Annotated in this window: 20 protein-coding genes; 5 read left to right on the top strand and 15 right to left on the bottom strand. The window is 64.0% G+C overall.

The genetic code is table 11. The features are described 5' to 3' along the window. Positions 1-2 precede the first annotated feature (2 nt). From V0U35_RS02380 to V0U35_RS02370, 3 genes are all read right to left on the bottom strand, one after another. The gene (locus tag V0U35_RS02380) at positions 3-587 is read right to left on the bottom strand and encodes a hypothetical protein (RefSeq protein ID WP_330195049.1); all 585 of its coding nucleotides are present in this window, start codon (positions 585-587) and stop codon (positions 3-5) included. Then, positions 584-925 carry an autorepressor SdpR family transcription factor gene (locus tag V0U35_RS02375; protein WP_330195048.1) on the bottom strand — a complete coding sequence of 114 codons (342 nt, stop codon included), beginning with the start codon at positions 923-925 and terminating at the stop codon, positions 584-586. Before V0U35_RS02375 ends, V0U35_RS02380 begins: the two co-directional genes overlap by 4 nt. A 92-nt stretch (positions 926-1,017) precedes the next feature. Next, the gene (locus V0U35_RS02370) at positions 1,018-1,581 is read right to left on the bottom strand and encodes a GNAT family N-acetyltransferase (protein WP_330195047.1); all 564 of its coding nucleotides are present in this window, start codon (positions 1,579-1,581) and stop codon (positions 1,018-1,020) included. Positions 1,582-1,753: 172 nt separating this feature from the next. On the opposite strand from V0U35_RS02370, the gene V0U35_RS02365 reads away from it, so the two are divergent. Next, positions 1,754-2,281, top strand: a complete 528-nt coding sequence (locus tag V0U35_RS02365) for a tryptophan-rich sensory protein (RefSeq protein WP_330195046.1) — start codon at positions 1,754-1,756, stop codon at positions 2,279-2,281. An 18-nt stretch (positions 2,282-2,299) separates the two neighbouring features. Here V0U35_RS02365 and mdh read toward each other — a convergent pair whose 3' ends face one another. Continuing rightward, positions 2,300-3,262, bottom strand: a complete 963-nt coding sequence (gene mdh, locus V0U35_RS02360) for a malate dehydrogenase (protein WP_330195045.1) — start codon at positions 3,260-3,262, stop codon at positions 2,300-2,302. 158 nt (positions 3,263-3,420) lie between these two features. Between mdh and V0U35_RS02355 the strand changes: the two genes are divergently transcribed. Together V0U35_RS02355 and V0U35_RS02350 are read left to right on the top strand one after the other, a co-directional pair. Beyond that, positions 3,421-3,867, top strand: a complete 447-nt coding sequence (locus tag V0U35_RS02355) for a DUF6265 family protein (protein WP_330195044.1) — start codon at positions 3,421-3,423, stop codon at positions 3,865-3,867. 70 nt (positions 3,868-3,937) lie between these two features. After that, the gene (locus V0U35_RS02350) at positions 3,938-4,195 is read left to right on the top strand and encodes a DUF6265 family protein (protein WP_330195043.1); all 258 of its coding nucleotides are present in this window, start codon (positions 3,938-3,940) and stop codon (positions 4,193-4,195) included. 94 nt (positions 4,196-4,289) lie between these two features. Here V0U35_RS02350 and V0U35_RS02345 read toward each other — a convergent pair whose 3' ends face one another. The 4 genes from V0U35_RS02345 to V0U35_RS02330 all read right to left on the bottom strand — a co-directional run bounded on the left by V0U35_RS02345 (position 4,290) and on the right by V0U35_RS02330 (position 8,046). Then, positions 4,290-4,961, bottom strand: a complete 672-nt coding sequence (locus V0U35_RS02345; RefSeq protein ID WP_330195042.1) for an O-methyltransferase — start codon at positions 4,959-4,961, stop codon at positions 4,290-4,292. A 4-nt stretch (positions 4,962-4,965) separates the two neighbouring features. Beyond that, the gene (gene zapE / locus V0U35_RS02340; protein ID WP_373696342.1) at positions 4,966-6,153 is read right to left on the bottom strand and encodes a cell division protein ZapE; all 1,188 of its coding nucleotides are present in this window, start codon (positions 6,151-6,153) and stop codon (positions 4,966-4,968) included. Positions 6,154-6,469: 316 nt separating this feature from the next. After that, positions 6,470-6,913, bottom strand: a complete 444-nt coding sequence (locus V0U35_RS02335; protein WP_373696359.1) for an acyl-CoA thioesterase — start codon at positions 6,911-6,913, stop codon at positions 6,470-6,472. Then, on the bottom strand, positions 6,907-8,046 hold the full coding sequence (locus V0U35_RS02330) for an iron-containing alcohol dehydrogenase (RefSeq protein WP_330195039.1): 1,140 nt from the start codon (positions 8,044-8,046) through the stop codon (positions 6,907-6,909). The genes V0U35_RS02335 and V0U35_RS02330 overlap by 7 nt, the downstream gene beginning before the upstream one ends. 452 nt (positions 8,047-8,498) lie before the next feature. On the opposite strand from V0U35_RS02330, the gene V0U35_RS02325 reads away from it, so the two are divergent. After that, a complete protein-coding gene (locus V0U35_RS02325) occupies positions 8,499-9,674 on the top strand; it encodes a serine hydrolase domain-containing protein (protein WP_330195038.1) in 1,176 nt (391 codons plus the stop codon). 109 nt (positions 9,675-9,783) lie between these two features. Here V0U35_RS02325 and V0U35_RS02320 read toward each other — a convergent pair whose 3' ends face one another. From V0U35_RS02320 to V0U35_RS02300, 5 genes are all read right to left on the bottom strand, one after another. Then, on the bottom strand, positions 9,784-11,280 hold the full coding sequence (locus tag V0U35_RS02320; protein WP_330195037.1) for a CoA-acylating methylmalonate-semialdehyde dehydrogenase: 1,497 nt from the start codon (positions 11,278-11,280) through the stop codon (positions 9,784-9,786). Between the two features lie 635 nt (positions 11,281-11,915). Continuing rightward, entirely contained in the window at positions 11,916-12,425 is a 510-nt protein-coding gene (locus V0U35_RS02315; RefSeq protein WP_330195036.1) for a hypothetical protein, read from the bottom strand. Next, the gene (gene gyrB, locus V0U35_RS02310; protein ID WP_330195035.1) at positions 12,425-14,845 is read right to left on the bottom strand and encodes a DNA topoisomerase (ATP-hydrolyzing) subunit B; all 2,421 of its coding nucleotides are present in this window, start codon (positions 14,843-14,845) and stop codon (positions 12,425-12,427) included. Before gyrB ends, V0U35_RS02315 begins: the two co-directional genes overlap by 1 nt. Before the next feature lie 179 nt (positions 14,846-15,024). Continuing rightward, positions 15,025-15,648, bottom strand: a complete 624-nt coding sequence (locus V0U35_RS02305; protein ID WP_330195034.1) for a LysE family translocator — start codon at positions 15,646-15,648, stop codon at positions 15,025-15,027. A gap of 15 nt (positions 15,649-15,663) precedes the next feature. After that, positions 15,664-16,311: a TetR/AcrR family transcriptional regulator gene (locus tag V0U35_RS02300; protein ID WP_330195033.1), complete on the bottom strand. Its 648-nt coding sequence runs from the start codon at positions 16,309-16,311 to the stop codon at positions 15,664-15,666. Between the two features lie 79 nt (positions 16,312-16,390). Here V0U35_RS02300 and V0U35_RS02295 point away from each other — a divergent pair, with 79 nt between their 5' ends. Beyond that, the gene (locus tag V0U35_RS02295) at positions 16,391-17,149 is read left to right on the top strand and encodes a CPBP family intramembrane glutamic endopeptidase (protein WP_330195032.1); all 759 of its coding nucleotides are present in this window, start codon (positions 16,391-16,393) and stop codon (positions 17,147-17,149) included. Here V0U35_RS02295 and recF read toward each other — a convergent pair. Further along, the gene (gene recF / locus V0U35_RS02290; protein WP_330195031.1) at positions 17,136-18,263 is read right to left on the bottom strand and encodes a DNA replication/repair protein RecF; all 1,128 of its coding nucleotides are present in this window, start codon (positions 18,261-18,263) and stop codon (positions 17,136-17,138) included. The two genes, V0U35_RS02295 and recF, sit on opposite strands and share 14 nt — an antisense overlap. Positions 18,264-18,277: 14 nt before the next feature. Beyond that, positions 18,278-19,396, bottom strand: a complete 1,119-nt coding sequence (gene dnaN / locus V0U35_RS02285; RefSeq protein WP_330195030.1) for a DNA polymerase III subunit beta — start codon at positions 19,394-19,396, stop codon at positions 18,278-18,280. Between the last annotated feature and the right edge of the window lie 89 nt (positions 19,397-19,485).

The following is a 19,485-nucleotide window of genomic DNA, read 5'->3' as shown; positions in this document are numbered from 1 at the left end:
TCCTAGTGCGGGCGGGCGCGTGACTTGTCTTCACGGGCGACGACCAGCCAGGTTGCGGCGATCAGGAACAGGGCCCCGGCGACAACCATCATCGCGGCGGTGTTGGCCCGGTCAGCCGGGGCGAACACCCAGAGGGCGGTATGAGCCAGACCGGCCGCCACCAGCAGCCAGCCGGCATAGCGTTCGATTTTCTGCAGGCGCGCCCGGTCACAGCGCGACTGCGTCAGCGGCCGGACGGTTTTCGGCAGAAAATTGCCGGTCACGACCAGCATCAGGCCCACCATGACGCCGAACAGGCGCTGACCGGTGGCGTCGGACAGCCATCCCAGCTGGTCGCCGATCGACACGGTCAGGCCCCCGCTGATCATCAGCGAAGCCCCGAACAGGCTGGCGCGGATCGACCGGGCGCTCTGCCCCTCGCCGCGCCCCAACGTGAACGCAGCAAAAAGGCCTGCGGCCACCACGGCGACGACGCCGCCCCAGAGCAGCATCTTGCCCGGGTCCAGTGTCCAGTTGATCACGGTCAGGACAAAAGCGGTCAGCAGCGCGGTTCGCACCGGATAAGCGGTCAGGGTCAGGGCGATCATGGGTCAGATACCTTTCGGGTGTTCGCGGAGTCCGGGCCGGAACCGGCCTTGGGGCCGGGCGCGGAGGGAATGTCCTGCAACTGCCAGCCGAAGGCCTGGGCGAAGCCGAGGAGGGCGTCTTCCAGAACCGACATCTTGAGCTGATAGACGACCGATTTCCCGACTTTCTCCGAGGTGACGAGGTCGGCCTCGCGCAGCACGGCGAAGTGCGCCGACATCGTCGGCTTGGACACGTCGAACTGGGCCGACAGTTCGCCCGCGCTCATTGGACCGGCCTTGAGCAGCTCAAGGACGCGGCGGCGGGTCGGGTCGGACAGGGCTTTGAAGACCTTGCTCATGAATCGATATTTAGCTAACTATCGAATTGATGTCAAAGTCCCTGCTTGCGCCGAGCTTTGGGATCAATGTAGATTATTGATATAATTGTATATTACCGCTGCAGCGCGGCCCGGTTTCTCGACCAGTCTTCGCGGCTTTGTCCCCAGATATCGACCTGCATGTCAAAGCCGGGCACAGCCACTTCGCGGCCCGAATTCGTCGAACCCAGCTTGCGCGCCACGCTGGCCGAGCCCGCATTGTCCTTGTGGATGAGGTGAGCGACCGACTCCCACCCCAGATCGTCAAAGACCCAGTCGAGCGCCCGCGCTGCAGCTTCGGCCGCATAGCCCTTGCCCCAGTGCTGACGGGCAATCGTCCAGCCGACTTCCGGTTGCGGCCATTCATGCGGATACCAGGGCCCCACCCGGCCGATCCAGTCGCCCGTTTCGCGGTCTTCGAGCACGAAAAAGCCATAGCCGCGAATGGCCCAATGGCCGATCAGCGCCGCCAGCGCCCGCCAGACCAGGGGCGGCGACTGCACCCCGCCGATATACCGCGCGGTCTCCTCGTCCCCCATCACGGCAATCAGGGGCTCCAGATCGCTTTCCTGCGGCGGCCGCAGGCGCAGTCGTGGCGTTTCCAGAACCGGTCCAAGCGCATCCGAGAGCGACGTCATGGCGAGGCCTTTCAGGCAAGCATACCGCGTAGCGGGAATGCTCGCGCGAAAGGGAGGAATTCACAAGCTACGCTGATCAGAAAACAGACTGTGCCATTTTCGCGCCCTTTTCCGGCGCAAGCTTTGCACAGAAGGGACGCGGATAGCCGTATTTTGCGGTGTGGAGCAGCCCTTGACCCAGCGTGACCATCCCACTGTGGGACGCCTAGCGTTCTATTTGATCGCCGCCGCCGCCGTGACGGGGGCCGCGGCCGGGTGGGCCTTTGCGTCCGGGGCTGCGGCCTGGGCCACCGAGGAGCTGAACCTTCCCGGCTGGATGCCGCCAGTCAATCTGCTGGTCTGGCTGTGGATCGCCAAGACGTTGTTGCTCGCTTACACGATCTGGGCGACCGAGCGCTTTGGCCGGCCCGGCTGGCGCTGGCTGGCCATTCTGACCGAACTCGTCCTGCTGGCCGGGACGGCGGTCTGGGTCGTTCTCTTTCTCGTATTGTGCGATGTCACGCTCGGCTTCCTGGCCATCGCGGCGATCTGGATGGTTTCGATCTTCGCGGCCTGGGCGGCCGGCAAGGCGACGCGCCTGGCCGGAGTGTCGCTCTGGCCGGTTCTGGCATGGAATACGGCCTTGCTGGCGCTGACCTTCGAGATCATGCGCCTGAACACCGGTCAGGTCGGCCAGATTGCCGGATTCGGACTGGGATAGCCCGAAGCCCGCGAACCCCTATTTCAGGCTGCCGTCGAGACCCTTGCAGGCATCCACGAGGCCCTGCACCGCGGCAACAGACGTGTCGAACATCGCCTGCTCGTCATCATTGAGCGTGATTTCGACGATCTTCTCCACACCGCCCGCACCGATCACGACCGGGACGCCGACATACATGCCGTCAACGCCGAACTGACCGGTCAGGTGGGCCGCGCAGGGCAGGATCCGCTTCTTGTCGCGCAGATAGGACACCGCCATGTCGATGGCGCTTTCCGCCGGCGCATAATAGGCCGAGCCATTGCCCAAAAGGGCGACGATCTCGCCGCCGCCGCCGCGTGTGCGGTCGACAATGGCACTCATCTTTTCATCTGTGGACCAGCCCATCGCGACCATGTCCGGCACCGGGATACCGGCCACGGTCGAGTAGCGCAGCAGCGGCACCATCGTGTCGCCATGCCCGCCCATCACGAAAGCGGTCACGTCTTCAACCGACACGCCAAATTCCTCGGCGAGGAAGTAGCGGAAACGGGCCGAGTCGAGTACGCCGGCCATGCCAACGACCTTGTTGTGCGGCAGGCCGGAAAATTCACGCAACGCCCACACCATCGCGTCCAGCGGATTAGTGATGCAGATGACAAAGGCATCCGGCGCGTGCTTGGCGATGCCTTCGCCGACCGCTTTCATGACTTTCAGATTGATGCCCAGGAGATCGTCGCGGCTCATGCCCGGCTTGCGCGGCACACCGGCGGTGACGATGCACACATCCGCGCCCGCGATGGCGGCATAATCGTCGGCACCCTTCAGCGTGGAGTCCTTGCCGAAAACCGGGCTGGCTTCCGCGATATCGAGCGCCTTGCCCTTGGCCACCCCTTCGGCAATGTCGAACAGGACGACATCGCCCAGCTCCTCGCGCGCAGCGATGTGGGCGAGCGTGCCGCCGATCATGCCGGAACCGATAAGGGCGATCTTGTTGCGGGCCATGGGAAGTCTCCTTGGCAAAGTCTGTTCGAGAAGATGTTGGCACGCGGTGTAGCGCCGCTTCCCGCGCCCCGCAAGGCGGGCTCCCACGGACCGGCGCGCGACAAATCGCTCGCCCCGGTCTAGACTGATCCATGTCGTCCATCGGGGAGGGTATCACCATGCGCAAGATCATGATGCTGGCAGCGTTTTCTGCCGGTTTGGCCATGGCCGCGCCGGCGCTGGCACAGGACGCTGATCTCAGCTGGCTCTCCGGGCATTGGCGCGCGGAAAGCGAGGGGCGCGTCTCCGAAGAAGTGTGGAGCGCGCAGGAGGGCGGCAGCCTGATGGGCTATGTCCGCTATATCCGTGATGGCGAGACAACGGCGTTCGAATTTCTGCGCATCACCACCCATCACGGTGCGGTCTATTACGCCCAGCCCGGCGGCCAGCCCGCGACGGAATTCACCCTGGCGGAGTCCGGTGTCGACATGGCGGTGTTCGAGAATCCGAGCCACGACTTCCCTCAGCGCCTGCGCTATGAGCGTTTCGGCGACGCCCTGACCATCACCATCTCCAGTCTCGATGAAAACCGCGCACAGGTCTGGACCTACGCCCGGGTCGAATAGGCTCGGCCCTAGCCGTAGACCGGGTCAAACGTCGCTGGACGGCGCACGAGGCGCGGCGTCTCGCCGGCAAATGGTCGAGGACAGCTGGACCAGTGACGAAGGCCATCTCCTCCTCGGAACGAACCGGACCTTTGTGGACGGCGAGGTCCGGGCCTTTGAATTCCTGCGCATCGCCTACAGCGACGCCGGCGAAGGCGAATACTGCGCCCAGCCGGGTGGCGGCGCGGCGACCTGTTTCGCACTGGTCGAGAGCGGCGACGGCTTTGCCATCTTCGAGAACCCGGACCCACGACGCCCCCCAGCGCATCCGCTATGCGTGCGCCGGTGACACGATGACCGCCACCATTTCCGACATGAGCGGCGAACAGAGTTTCAGCTTCGAATGGACGTGGCGGTAGGCGGACCGGGTTCGCCGCGACCGCTTACTTCTTCATTGCCATCAACAGCCCGTCGCCGATGGCGGTGAAGGCCATGTGGACCCGGTCGTCGCGGCGGACCTTCGCCGTGATCGCGCGCAAGGCTTCGGTGTCGTCGTCGGTCTTTTCCGGGTTCGCCACCGATCCGCTCCACAGCACATTGTCGAAGAGGATCACCCCGCCCGGCCTGAGCAGGGTCAATGCGGCGGCGTAATAGTCGGGATAGCCGGTCTTGTCGGCATCGACGAACATGAAGTCGACCTGTTCGGCGAGACCGTCCTCCACAAGTCCGGCCAGTGTCCGGCGGGCATCGCCGATGACCGGCTGGATGACGTCGGCGACATCGCCATCAGCCCAGTAGGTTTCAGCAATCCCGATCAGGTCGGCACTGACATCGCAGGCGAAGAGCCGCGCATTTTCGCCATGCATGTCCTTCATCGCCCGCGCCGTCGCAAGTGCGGAATACCCGGTATAGACACCGATCTCGACGGCCGTCTTCGCGCCGGTCATGCGCGCGATCAGGTCCATGAACGCCCCCTGTTCAGGGCTGATCTGCATCCGGGCATCGTCGCGCTTGGCCGTTTCCTCGCGGCAGCGTTTCAGTGCCGGGATTTCCTCCCGGTTCGCGCCGCGCACATAGGCGGTCAGGGTCTCGTCCAGTCCGATTGATCGCGACATGTCTTCAGCCTTCCTTTGCGTTTGCCTCTTCGTGCGCGGCCCCGAGATAGGCTTCCCCGCGCATCTCCATCAGGCGCGAAGCGGTGCGCTCAAATTCGAACGATCCGTCCCCGTCCGGGTACAGCGCATCCGGCTCCGCTTCCGCGCTCACCACCAGCTTGGTTTTCGCCTCGTAGAGGGCGTCGATCAATGTGACGAAACGCTTCGCCTCGTTGCGCTTGTCCGGTGACAGTTTCGGCACGCGATCAAGCAACACGGTGTGGAACCGCACGGCCAGCGCCAGGTAATCGCCCGGCCCCAGCGGTTTGGCGCAGAGATCGTCAAAGGTAAAGCGCGCCACGCCGGCGGCCTCTCGCGGCACAGGGATCTGACGGCCCTTGACGGTCAGCGTGGCTGCCTTGCTGTCCGCACCGCCGGTCAGGCGGTCCCACGCGGCATCCATCGCCGCGTCGGCCTCGTCACCCAACGGCGTGTAATAGACTGGCGCGGCGGTCAGCTGGGCCAGCCGGTGGTCAGTCCCGCCGGCAATCTTCAGAACGTCCAGCCGGCCTTTCAGAAGGTCGATGAAGGGCAGGAAAAGCTGGCGGTTGATCCCGCCGGAATACAGGTCATCGGGGGCCCGGTTCGAGGTCGCCACGACCACCACGCCGCGCTCGAACAATTGCTCGAAGAGCCGCCCCAGCAGCATGGCATCGGCGATGTCGCTGACCTGGAATTCGTCAAAGCACAACAGCCGCGCCGAGGCTGCGATGCCCTTCGCCACGGGCGGAATCGGATCATCGCCCGCACCGCGCACATGGTGGTCGTGGGCCCGGCGCTCGCTGGCAGACAGCTTCCGCCATGCCCCGATCGCTTCATGAGTTTCCTGCATGAAGGCGTGAAAGTGGACCCGTCGCTTCGGGGTTTTCGGCGCATTCGCGAAGAATGCGTCCACCAGCATCGACTTGCCGCGGCCGACCCCGCCCCAGAGGTAAAGCCCTTTTGGCGGCGGCGTCTTGTGACGGAACCAGCCATCCTTCACCCGCCATTGCGCCAGCCGGTGATGCAGATCCGTCAGCGCGAGGGCCGCCACTTCCTGACCGGAATCGGGGTTGAGTTCGCCACTCGCTACGCGCGCCCGCCATATCTCGATGGGTGTGGTCACGTTATACGTCCCCACCCCGGCCCTCCCCCAAGGGGGAGGGAGGCGCATTTCCCTCCCCTCGAGGGGAGGGTAAGGGTGGGGTGGATTTTCGCCATCAACCGGCCCCAGCCCGCAGCACCAGGACCAGCATTGCGCCGCCCACGGCTCCGAAAGCCAGGACGGCGGCAAGGATCAGGTAAAGCGGGCGGTCGATCTGGCGCATGCCCGTCTCATGCCAGCGCACGGGCGGGGGTGGCAAGGGTGCAAATTCCCTCTCCCCTTTTAGAAGGGGAGAGGGTCAGGGTGAGGGGTTGGTTCAAGGTCGCGTACCATCCGGCACGACCCCCCTCACCTCAATCCCCTCCCCCAAGGGGGAGAGGAAGCTTTAACGGGGAGATTTAACCAACCCCTCCACAACTTGCCGGAAGTCCTCACCCAGCGGTTTCGGCCGTCGTGTCGCCCGGTCGACATAGACATGGACGAAAAAGGCTTCGGTCGCGGCCTCGTCCGCGCCTTCGGCGAACAGGCCAACTTCATAGCGCACCGAGGAAGTACCGACTTTGGCCACGCGCAGGCCGGCTTCCAGCGTTTGCGGATAGCTGAGCGGGGCATGAAAGCGGCACCCCGATTCCACGACGAGACCGATCTGGTCGCCGCGTTCAAAATCGAGCACGCCTGCCTCGATCAGGTGCCGGTTCACCACCGAGTCGAGGAATTCGTAGAAGACGACATTGTTGATGTGGCCATAGACATCATTGTCGTTCCAGCGCGTCGTGATCGCCTGGAAGACCGCGTAGTCGGCGCGGACCGCGCGGGCTCCGCTCACAATATGTCCTCGTAGAGCGCGACGATGTCGTCATAGCCGAGCTCGCGCGGATTGTTGGGCAAGAGGCGGTCATTGGCCGCCACGTCCTCGGCCATGCGCGGAATATCGTTATGGGAAATCCCGAGCTGCGACAGGCGGCGTTCGATCCCGACCGCGTCGGCCAGCCGCTCCATCTCGTCGATCAGCCCCGCCGACCCCGGCTTCAGCCCGCAATGAGTGGCAATCTCGGCGTAGAGGTCTTCGCAGGCCACAGCGTTGAATTTCAGCACCGGCGGCAGAACGACCGAATTCGACAGCCCGTGCGGCACATGGAATATCCCGCCCAGCGGATAGGCCATCGCGTGGACCGCCCCGACCGGCGAGTTGGAAAAGGCCTGCCCGGCGAGCATCGCGCCCAGCAGCATGTCGCCGCGCGCAGCCCGGTCCGAACCGTCAGCGCAGGCGCGTTCCAGCGCGGGAATGAGTTTCTTCAGCGCCGCCAGCGCCAGCGCGTCGGACACCGGGTTTTTCGACCGCTTGTTGGTATAGGCCTCGATCGCATGGACCATGGCGTCGATACCGGTCGCGGCGGTGACGTGCTTGGGCAGGCCCAGCGTCAGGCCGGGATCGAGGACCGCCATCTGCGCGTAGAGCGGCGGCGCGGCGATGCCCCGTTTCGAGGTCGCGCCCGTGGTCAGAACCGCAACATTGGTCACCTCTGATCCCGTCCCGGCGGTGGTGGGTACGAGGATGAGCGGCAGTCCGCGCACCCGGACCTGATCAACGCCGTACATTTCGGACAAAGGCTGGTCACCGCCCAGGAGGAGCGCGACGATCTTGGCGGTATCCATGGGCGAGCCACCGCCAAAGCCAATGACGGCCTGCGCTCCGAAGCGGCGCGCCTCCTCGGCGGCGTCCAGCACCATCTGCTCGGGCGGATCGGCCACAACGCTGTCGATGACATGAACCGCGATGTCGGCGTCCATGAAATCACCGAGCGCGGCATCCAGCAGCCCGGCACTCCGTACACCTTTGTCCGTGATGAAAACCACCCGGCGGGCATGATGCAGTAGCGGCGCGGCCAGGCTCGCCAGACGCTCCGAGCCCCCGTCCTCGAAGACGATGTGTGGCACGGTGCGGAAAGTGAAAGTCGTCATGGAATGAAGACTAGACCCGCCAGCCGGGGAGGCAAGCGAAGACCATGATCGCCCTTACGCGGCGCTACGCGCCTCCTTCTCCCTCGAGGGAAACAAATATTTCTGAGGGTCCGGAAATGCGCGGACTATCCAATGTTCGGCCCTTGGACTTGATCCAAGGGCCCAGGAAAGCGGCGTTCCTTTGCTGTGTTATCCCGGCCGGGCCGCTTGGTGGCCTGAGCCGGAACCTTGAACGAAGGGTGTCTGCGTTGCGGAACCCAAGTCGGATTCGCTGTCCAGGCCGGCAGCTTGTTTGATCGGTCTATATGGACCCTTGGATCAAGTCCAAGGGCCGAAACATGACGATAAGAAGCGGGTACCGTTCGCTGGAAGCTTTGCCCCCCTTACCGAAAATTCAGTGCCTGAATTAATCCGGCTGGGTCACGGTTGAGATCAGAAGGAAAGGGCTGGGGATGACGATACGCATGTCGCGGCGCGAAATGGTCGCCGGAACGGTGATGCTGAGCGGCGTGGCGCTGACTGGCTGCGCGCCAGGCGGCACATCCACGCCGGACTGGCTCAATGCCTGGGCCGAGACCCGGCTGCAGGACTTCAACCTGACCGGCATGACGGCAGGTCTGGCCTTGCCCGGCGGACAGGTCCTTGCCGCCGCAGCGGGCCTGTCTGATCGCGACACCGGCGAGGTCATGCGTCCTGACCATCTGATGCAGGCCGGCAGCACGGGCAAGACTTTCGTGGCCGCGTCAGCGGCAAAACTGATCCTCGACGGGCGGCTCAATCCCGACGCGCCGATCTCGACCTGGTTGTCCGACAGGCCCTGGTGGAACGATCTCGCGCATCGCGACGCGATCACGGTGCGCCATTGCCTCACCCACCGGACGGGACTTGTGGAGTATCTCGAACAACCCGGCTTCGGGCCGCTTCACGCTGACCGTCTGACGAACGATCCCGACCGGCCCATCCTCTCCGATGAGAGCCTGCCGCTCGCCATCGCCGCCGGTCCGCTTTTTACGCCGGGTGAGAGCTTTTCCTATGCGGATACGAATTACCTCCTCGCCGGCCTCGTCATCGAGGCGGTGACAGGCGAGCGCTACGAGTCCTTCGTCATCCGCGAAATCCTGGAACCCCACCGGCTCATGGGCGGTATCGTCCCGGCAACGCAGCGTCATATTCCGGGCCTCGCCTCCAGCCGGATGGAAAGCCCGCCCTTCGGCCTGCCTCAGACATGTGCCCAAGACGAGACCCTCGTCATGCACCCGATGACGGAGTGGACGGGCGGCGGCATGGCCACCCGCGCCGGCGATCTCGCCCGTTGGGGACGGCTCTGGTTTGGGGGCAACGTGTTTTCAGGTGACTATCTGACACTGATCTCGGATGCAGAACCCGGCAGCGGCGTTATCGTGCGCGAGGGCGAGGACTGGCGCTATGGCATGGCCTGTGAGTGCCGCGTCTCGCCGGGGCCGGCCCTCATTGGCCATCGCGGCTGGTTCCCGGCCTATATGAGTGTACTCGCCTACCGCGATGATCTCGATATTGCCGCAGCGTTACAGTTCAACACTGTCCCGTCTGTGCCGGACCTCTATCAGCTCGCCGAAACGCTGATCGAACGGGCGGCGCTCGATGCTTAGGCTTCCCCCTCACCCGGCGCTCTCGCGCCACCCTCTCCCTCAAGGGAGAGGGAGGGGACCCGACCTGGAGCGATAGCGAAGGTTGGGGAGGGTGAGGGGGACCAAGCCCCTACTGCATCGTCGGGATGACGAAGGCCTGGTCGCCGATATCGCCCGTGGGCCAGCGCTGGGTCACCGTCTTGATCTTGGTGAAGAAGCGGATGCCCTCGGTGCCGTACTGGTTGGTGTCGGTAAAGGCCGAGCGCTTCCAGCCGCCAAAGGAGTGATAGGCGACCGGCACCGGGATCGGCACGTTGATGCCGACCATGCCGACCTGAACCTTGGCGGCAAACTCGCGCGCGGCGAGCCCGTTGCGGGTGAAGATCGCCACGCCGTTTCCGTACTGGTGATCGCTGGGAAGATGAGCGGCTTCTTCCAGGTCCTTGGCGCGGACGACCTGGAGCACCGGGCCAAATATCTCGTCCTGGTAGGACTGCATGTCCGGTGTCACGTGATCGAAAAGGGTCGGGCCGATGAAGAAGCCGTTCTCATGGCCCTGCAGCTTGAAGCCGCGGCCGTCGAGCAACATTTTCGCGCCTTCCTTCTCGCCCATCGTGATGTAGTCCTCGACCTTCGCGCGGTGCGCGGCCGAGACGACGGGGCCGTAATGGGCATCGGCATCGGTCGAGACGCCGACGCGCAGCTTCTGGGCTTCCTCTGTCATGCGCGCGACGAACTCGTCGGCGGTCTTCTGGCCCACTGGCACCGCGACGGGCAGCGCCATGCAGCGCTCGCCGGCCGAGCCATAGGCCGCGCCGAGGAAGTCGTTGACCACCTGGTCCATGTCGGCGTCGGGCATGATGATGCCATGGTTCTTGGCTCCGCCCATCGCCTGAAAGCGCTTGCCCTGCTCGGTGCAGGTGCGCGCGATGTAGTGGGCGATGTCCGACGAACCGACGAAGCTGACCGCCTTGATGGCGTCATGGGTGAGGAGGGCGTCGACCGCCTCCTTGTCGCCATGCACGACCTGCAGCACGCCTTCAGGCAGGCCGGCCTCCATCCACAGCTCGGCAAGGCGCACCGGAACGGACGGGTCTTTCTCGGACGGCTTCAGGATCATCGCATTGCCGGTCGACAGCGCCATGCCCATGAACCACATCGGGATCATGGCCGGGAAGTTGAACGGTGAAATGCCCGCGACCACGCCCAGCGGCTGGCGCATGGAATAGACGTCGATTCCGGTGCCGGCGCTCTCGGTATACTCGCCCTTCATCAGGTGCGGCACGCCGCAGGCGAATTCGATCACTTCCAGGCCCCGGATGACGTCACCGCGGGAATCGGCCAGAACCTTGCCGTGTTCGGACGAGAGCAGATGCGCCAGCTCGTCCATTTCCTGCTCGACGAGGTCCTTGAACTTGAACAGCACCCGCGCGCGGCGCTGCGGATTCATCGCCGCCCATTCGCGCTGGCCCTTGATCGCTCCGGCGACCGCCTTGTCCACCACGTCCGCACCGCCAAAGCTGACGCGCGCCTGCACCTCGCCCGTATTGGGATTGTAGACGTCGCCATGGCGGTCCGCCTTGGGGCTGTAGCTCTTGCCGTCGATGAAATGGTGGATCTCGCGCATGGGGGAGGTCTCCGGGTCTGGTGAAAGCGGTGATGTCCGTTGCGCGCTCATATCGCGCCGCAGAAGGGAAAGGTCAAATGACAGCCCCCTTGCCCGGCCCTGGCGGGCCACCCTCTCCCTCGAGGGAGAGGGTGTTTCTCCTTCCCCTTGAGGGGGAAGGCCTGCCCTCGACTGGATCGGGGGTGGCTGACGCGGAGCGTCAGACGGAAGGGGCGGGTGACTCTATTCGTTTGCGTTTCCCACCCTCTCCGTCCGCTTCGCGGACACCTCTCGCCTCAAGGGAGAGGAGAGTGGCGCACAAGTAGTACATTCTTGCGACTTTGCGATCCCTGTTCGGTCCTTGGACTTGATCCAAGGACCCAGTCAGGTCGCATTCTGGGCCCTTGGATCAAGTCCAAGGGCCGTATGCGTAAAGAGATCCGTCGTCATGCCCCGATTTATTCGGGGCATCCCGGCCTAAAGAGATCACCCGCACGACGGCGGGTGATGACGCGAGATTGTATCGACCTGTTTCCCCGGCGGACGCCGGGGTCCAGATAAGAAACTGGGTCCCGACTTTCGTCGGGAATATCCGAAGAATAACCCACATCTAAAATTTGACTGCTATGACATTGTTAAATCACACTAATTCGTTGCTAATCGGTCAGAGCTTTTAGCTCTTTTCTTAAGCTAACAAGTCGTCCTTCAAACTCTAAAAACCTCCCCCATGCGTAATCAATGTTTTGTATCAAATTTTTGTGGTAATCATCATCCCTGCCCTCAGCAGGTATATTAGATTCTTGCTGAACGAGATTATATAAAACTTGCGCGGTTGAATTTAATTCAGCGAACACCTGTTTTATTTTGTATCTTATTTCTTCATTATCTAACCTTAAAAGATGCTCTCTATTTCTTTCAAAGGAATTATACTCTGGAAAGACTTGATTTAAGGTTATTAATTGTATTATTCCGGTTTTGCCTCTAATTTTTGTTAAAGTGTCTATTATTGAAATATAACTGGATATTTGATCGTCAATGAATGTTACAATTGTAATTTTTAAACTCTTGGCGTTCTCCGCCGCCTGCCATTTTGGTCCAAGCCACGCTCCGATTAAGCCAATACAGGCCCCAATAACTACACCAATAAGACCTATTGCGGCGTCCATCACGTATCCACCTCGGCTTCGAGCGCGTGGGTGGTGATGAATTCGCGGCGCGGTTCGACGACATCGCCCATCAGTTTCGAGAACAGGTCGTCAGCCTCGGCGAGCTCGTCGACCTTGACCCGCAGGAGCGAGCGCGCTTCCGGGTCGAGCGTGGTTTCCCAGAGCTGGTCCGGGTTCATTTCACCGAGCCCCTTGTAGCGCTGGATTTTCATGCCCTTGGCCCCGGCGGCCGCGACCGTGTTGACCAGCTGGGAGGGGGTGACGATGCGGATATCGCCCGTCTTGCCCGAGAACAGCGCCTCGCCGGTATAGTCTGCGGCGATGACCGCCGCGCGTTCGGACAGGCGTTTCGCATCCGGCGTGACGCGGATGGCGTGGTCGAGCACGACCGTTTCGGTGACGCCGCGCACTTCGCGGGAGAAGACCAGCGCGCCCTCGTCATTTTCGTGACCGGCCCAGCCATCCTCGCCCTCGTCGGCCAGCCGGTTGAGGAGCGCGGTCGCGCTTTCGATCGCAGTATCCTTCGCGTCAGGCTGGAGCGCACCGGCAAGGGCGGCAGCCTCGACCGCGAAGGCCGGCGCGCGCGGGGCGAGCCGGTCAACGGCGAGCTTGACGAGACGGGCCGCGGCGACGCGGTCATTCAGGTCCGCCCCGGCGATGACACTGCCATCGGCGAGCCGCAGCGAGGCTTCGCTCGCGCCTTCCTCCAGGAGGGAGGCGTCCATTTCGGCCTGGTCCTTCATGTAGCGTTCGGACCGGCCGCGCGTGACCTTGTAGAGCGGCGGCTGGGCGATGAAGAGATGGCCGCGCTCGATCAGTTCGGGCATTTGCCGGTAGAAGAAGGTCAGGAGCAGCGTGCGGATGTGTGCACCGTCGACATCGGCATCGGTCATGATGATGACCTTGTGATAGCGCAGCTTCTCATAGTCGATCTGGTCGCGCCCGATCCCCGCGCCCAGCGCGGTGATCAGCGTGCCGACCTGGTCTGAGGACAGCATCTTGTCGAAGCGCGCGCGCTCGACATTGAGGATTTTCCCCCGCAGCGGCAGCACGGCCTGGTTCGACCGGTTGCGGCCCGACTTGGCCGACCCGCCTGCGGAATCACCCTCGACGATGAAGATTTCGGACTTCGCCGGATCCTTCTCCTGACAGTCGGCGAGCTTGCCGGGCAGGGAGGTGATGTCGAGCGCCGACTTGCGCCGCGTCAGCTCGCGCGCCTTGCGCGCCGCCTCGCGGGCCGAGGCCGCCTCGATGATCTTGCCGACGACCATTTTCGCCTCGGCGGGATGCTCCTCGAACCATTCGCCGAGCTTTTCCCCGACAATGCCTTCCACCGCCGGGCGGACCTCGGAGGAGACCAGCTTGTCCTTGGTCTGGGAGGAGAATTTCGGGTCGGGAACCTTCACGGAAAGGACGCAGGTTAGTCCCTCGCGCGCATCGTCGCCGGTGATCGCCACCTTGGACTTGGCCGCGAGACCCGACGAGGCCGCGTAATTGTTGATGATCCGCGTCAGCGCGCCCCGGAAACCGGCCAGGTGTGTGCCGCCGTCGCGCTGGGGGATGTTGTTGGTGAAGGTGAGGACGTTTTCGTGATAGCTGTCATTCCACTCCAGCGCCGCCTCGACCGTGACGCCTTCGCGCTCGCCGGTAATGTAGACGGGCGGGGTGAAGAGCGCGGTCTTGGCCCGGTCGAGATGGGAGACGAAGGCCGCAACACCGCCCTCATAGACCATCACTTCTTCAAAGGGTTCGGCCTCGCGCAGGTCTTTCAGGACGATCCGCACACCGGAATTGAGGAAGGCGAGCTCGCGCAACCGGTGGAGCAACGTCTCGCGCTTGAACTCGATGTCGGAAAAAGTCTGTTCGGACGGCATGAAGCGCACCAGCGTCCCGGACAGCGGCTTGCCCTGGTCCGTCATCGGCGCGTCACCGGTCACGGCGAGATCCTTGCCGTCTTCCGGTTCACCATTGCGGAAGCGCATCTCGTGCTGCTTGCCCTTGCGCCATATGGTCAGGTCCAGCGTATCGGACAGCGCATTGACGACCGACACGCCCACGCCGTGCAGGCCGCCGGAAACCTTGTAGGAATTCTGGTCGAATTTCCCGCCCGCATGCAGCTGGGTCATGATGACCTGGGCCGCCGAGACGCCTTCTTCCTCGTGCAGGTCGACCGGAATGCCCCGGCCGTTGTCCGACACGCTCGCCGAACCGTCGGGGTGAAGGATCACCTCGACCTTGTCGGCATGGCCGGCCAGCGCCTCGTCAATCGCGTTGTCGACCACTTCGTAGACCATGTGGTGGAGGCCCGACCCGTCATCGGTATCCCCGATATACATGCCCGGCCGCTTGCGCACCGCATCAAGCCCTTTGAGGACCTTGATGGAGTCCGCGCCATAGTCCTGATTCGTTTCCTCGCTCATGGCGTGCAGTCTAGCTGAATCGGCTCGCCACCGCCATGTTTGGCGTGCAGTTTATGGGTGCCAATAGCTGTTTTGAATCAATCAATTATGGGGGCTTGTGCCACTGACTCGGCCTGACCCCTGGATCGGGCCGGATTTTGCACCGTTTTTGCGGTGATTCGCCGGCCGGTTTTCCTCCGTCAGCGGACGAGGAGAAGCACCGCCACGGCCAGCATGATCACCCCTGTCACACCGTCCGCCCAGCGCTTCACGCCCTTCGCTTTCAGCCAGTCCCGGGCCCGGTGCGCGAGGCCGACATGAACTGCGGCGGTCAGCCCGTACATGGCCAGCATGATCGCCACCATGGCCAGCCAGTCACGAATACCGACCTGACTGAGGTCGAAGAAGGCCGGCAGGAAGGACAGGTAGAAAACGATGGGTTTCGGGTTGGTCAGCGGCATGGCCACACCGGCGAGATAGGTCGCCGCAAGCCCGAGCCGCGTGGTCGTCCCTCGTATCCGGTCCGGCGTTTCCGGGTTCGCAAACGACCGGAAGGCCCGGTATGCGAACCAGATCAGCACCCCGGCCCCGGCCAGTTTGACGATCCAGACCGACGGCCCCAGCGAGGACGAGAGCGCGGTCAGGCCGGTCACCGCTACGGTCAGCCAGAAAATGTCGCCGGTGATGATCCCCGCGCCATAGACAAAGCCGTGGACCGGGCCGGCATCCAGGGTCCGCGCAACCATGGCGACATTGCCCGGTCCCGGTGTGAAAAAGAGCACGAAGATCGCGCCAGCGAAGGCGGCAAGGGTGGCGAGGGTCATGGGGCAGCGCGGCGATCAGATCTCGGGAGCGGTCAGATAGCCGTACATGGCGTCCGCCATGGCATCGGTAAAGCCCGCATCACTGATCGACAGCGCCGCACCCGGCCCGTCCTCGCGATAGAGCCCATATTCGATCATCGAGGTGTTGAGCAGATAGAAGAGCACTCGGGCCGCCTCGTCCGGATCAGGGCGGGCGATCTCGTCCGCGAACGCATCGACAAGCTGCCGGTATGACGCCACGCCCGCCTCGATCATTGCCTCCCACTCATCCCCGACCAGATCGGGCCGCAGACGGGCGTAGAGATGGGCGGCACGCACAAGGTGGCCATCGCGCTTGAGGAAGGACCAGGCAATCGCGGTCATGCCCCGCAAGGCGACACGGAGCCCGGCGTCCAGGTCGGGAACGTATTGCCCCTCGGGAGACGCGGCCAGCGCCTCAACCCGCTCGCGGTAGAGGTCGAAGATGGCCGGGATGAAGGCATCCTTGTTTTCAAACCGCCGGTAGACTGCGCCGACCGACAATCCGGCCCGCCCGGCAATGTCGGCGACCGACATGGCTTCAAACGACTTTTCCTTCAGCAGCGCCTCGAAGGCGGCCAACAGCTTGTCGCGGGTTTTCTTCGCGCGGTCCTGCGCAGCGGGTTTCACGCCTTGACGGGTCACAAACGGCCTCCTATATGTGAACGCGAATTCGCATTCGCATTTTAGCGCGCACCTCGCATCCCTGACAAGGAGTTGTCCCATGTCCGGCTTATCACCTGCCGATTACCTTCTGCTCATTCCTGTCATTGCCCTCGCCGTATTCCTGGCGATCAGCCCCTTGCGCGACAGCAAGTGGAAAGCCCGCATCAGGGCGGGCGAGGATCCGCGCGCGCGACTGAAATTCTATCGTGAGACGATGGTTCTGCTTTGGGGCGTGGCAATCCTCTGTCTGGCATTCTGGCTGGTATCCGGGCGCACGCTGGCCGGTCTCGGGTTTGGCATGACGGTCGAGGGATGGCGCGGCGGCCTGGCCTGGGGCGCGGCCCTGGCCTCATTTGGCTACATGGTCTGGTCCACGGTCGAGACAGCCCGCTCGCGCAGCACACGGCAAAGCGTGCGCCGGCAGATCGACGCGATGGGCGGCCTGGACATGATCCGCGCAAAGACCTCGGCCGAACACACCCGCTTTCTCGGCGTCGCCATCACGGCCGGCATAACCGAAGAAATCATTTTCAGGGGATTCCTGATTGGCGCATTGGCGCTCGTCATGCCCGTTTGGGCGGCGGCTGCGGTCTCGGTGGCAGCCTTCACGCTCGGTCATATCTATCAGGGGCCGAGCGGAATGATACGGGTCTTCGTTATTGCGCTGGTTCTGACCGGGATTTTCCTGATCGGCGGATCGCTCTGGCCGGTCATCATCCTGCATATTGCGATGGATCTCAGCAGCGGCCTCGCCTTCCGCCTTGTGGATCGCCATGCCGAGGCCGATGCGGCCGCCGAAGCGGCTAGCGCGGCGTAACCTGTCCCGCGATCACCTCGAACATCTGGGCGCGGCCGTCGAACGCATTGAACAGGCCGCGCTCCACACCCGTCAGCCAGGCCTGCGCCCCCAGACCGGATATCGCCTCGGCCAGTCCTGCCCGGCGGTCCGCGTCAAGATGGGCGCAGGCTTCATCAAGCAGGAGGAGCGGTGCGGCTCCCGTGGCCCGGGCGAGGACCCTCGCCTGCGCCAGCGCCAGGCGCACCACCAGCGCCTTCTGTTCTCCGGTTGAGCATTCCCCCGCCGGGCGGTCCTTGCCGGTGTGACGGGCCGTCAGGTCGGTGCGGTGGGGGCCGAGGCTCAACGAGCGGCCCGAGGCTCCATCCCGGTCCCGCCCCTCTCGCAGCCGGTTCTGCAGCGCATCTTCCGCCGCTCCCGATTTCATCCCCGCCGCCAGATCGGCCTCGGTCGCCCCATCGAGCGCCAGCCCCGCCTTTGGGAAGGCGGTGTCGGGAGCCGCGTCGATTTCCGCCTGCAGGCGCGAGAGCGCATCAAGCCGGGCCGCCGCGATCGCGACGCCATGGGCGGCCATGTCGGTCTCGATCGCGTCAAGCCAGGTAGGGTCGGCCCGGCCATCCTCCAGCAGTTTCTGGCGCTGGCGGCGCAGCTTGTCATAGGCATTGAGCGCCTCGCCGTGTTCGGGCGCAGCGGCACTGACAAGACCGTCAAAGAATTTCAGACGCTCGGCGCGCGGCCCGGCAAACAGGCGGTCTTCTTCCGGTTGCAGGGCCAGCATCGGAAAGGCGCGCGCCAGCGCAGCCCGGGACACCGGTGACCCGTCGAGCCGTGTTTGCCGCCGCGCACCCAGGCGGGCTCCGGCCGCGAGCGTCAGCGCCCCGCGCGCACCCGAAGCTTCGGCAAACACCGCCCAGGCCGGGGCCGCCATGTCGCCTTCATGGCGGACAACCGCCTCGGTATCGGCACCGCGCAACCCCTTGCCGGGCGCGAGAAAGGAAATCGCTTCGAGAATATTGGTCTTGCCCGCGCCATTGGGACCGTAGATCGCGACCGGACGCGCATCGACATCAAGGTCGAGCGCGCCATAGCCGCGAAAATCGGTCAGGCGAAGCCGGGTGATATGGGCGGATTTCACCCCGCGTGCGGGTCCTAGACCCGCAGCGGCATCAGCACGTAGAGCGCGTCGGCATCACCGGAATCGGTCACCAGCGTGGGTGAAGCCGGATCAGCGAAATGCAGCCGCGCCTCGTCACCCTCGATCTGCGAAGCGACATCGAGGATGTACCGGGCGTTGAAGCCGATGGTGAAGGCGTCATGGGCGTAGTCGGCGGGAAGCTCTTCGGTCGCCTGCCCGGACTCCGGATTGTTGACCGCCAGCGTCAGCACACCGCCATCAACCGACAGCTTCACCGAGCGCGACTTCTCGATCGAGATCGTGGCGACCCGGTCCACCGCTTCGGCGAAACGCTTGTTGTCGACCGTCATCGTGTTCTTGTTGTCGCGCGGTATCACCCGCTCATAGTCGGGGAAGGCCCCGTCGATGAGTTTCGAGGTCAGCACGGCGCGTCCGAGTTTGAAGCGGATCTTGCCTTCGGACACCGACATCTCGATCTCGTCACCGGCATCTTCCAGCAGGCGGCGGGCCTCCTGGACCGTCTTGCGCGGCACGATGACGGCAGGCATGCCGCCCGCTCCGTCCGGCAGGTCGCATTCGGCCAGCGCCAGCCGGTGACCGTCTGTGGCCACGGCGCGCAGCGTCTTGCGTCCGCCCTCATCAGCGGCGTGCATGTGAATGCCGTTGAGATAATAGCGGGTCTCTTCGGTCGAGATCGCGAAGCGGGTCTTGTCGATGATCCGGGCCAGCGCCTCGGACGGCACCGCGAAGCGGGTCTGCAGATCTTCCGACGGCATCATCGGGAAATCGCCGGGCGGCAAGGACGGCAGCGAGAAGACCGAGCGGCCGGCCTTCAGGCTGACGCGCGGATCGTCACCGGCCAGTTCCAGCGTCACATCGGCCCCGTCGGGCAGTTTGCGCGCGATTTCATAGAGCGTGTGGGCGGGCGCGGTCGCCATGCCTTCGCGCTCAACGGTGGCATCGGCGCTTTCCTGGATTTCGATGTCAAGATCGGTCGCGGCAAAACTCGCGCCCTCGCTCCCGGCAGTGATCAGGACGTTCGACAGGATCGGGATCGTATTGCGGCGCTCGACAACGGCCTGAACGTGTCCAAGGGCTTTGAGGAGGGCAGCGCGCTCGATGGTCAGCTTCATAGTACGGTCAATCGTCTTTTTGGCTGGGCCGCCTCGCAGGGCGCGGGCGGCCGGGTCGGGTCCGGCAGGTTCGCGTCTGGAGGATGCGA

The sequence above is a fragment of the Hyphobacterium marinum genome, from assembly GCF_036330325.1.
Taxonomy (GTDB): domain Bacteria; phylum Pseudomonadota; class Alphaproteobacteria; order Caulobacterales; family Maricaulaceae; genus Hyphobacterium; species Hyphobacterium marinum.
This window is presented reverse-complemented; position numbering and strand designations above follow the sequence as displayed.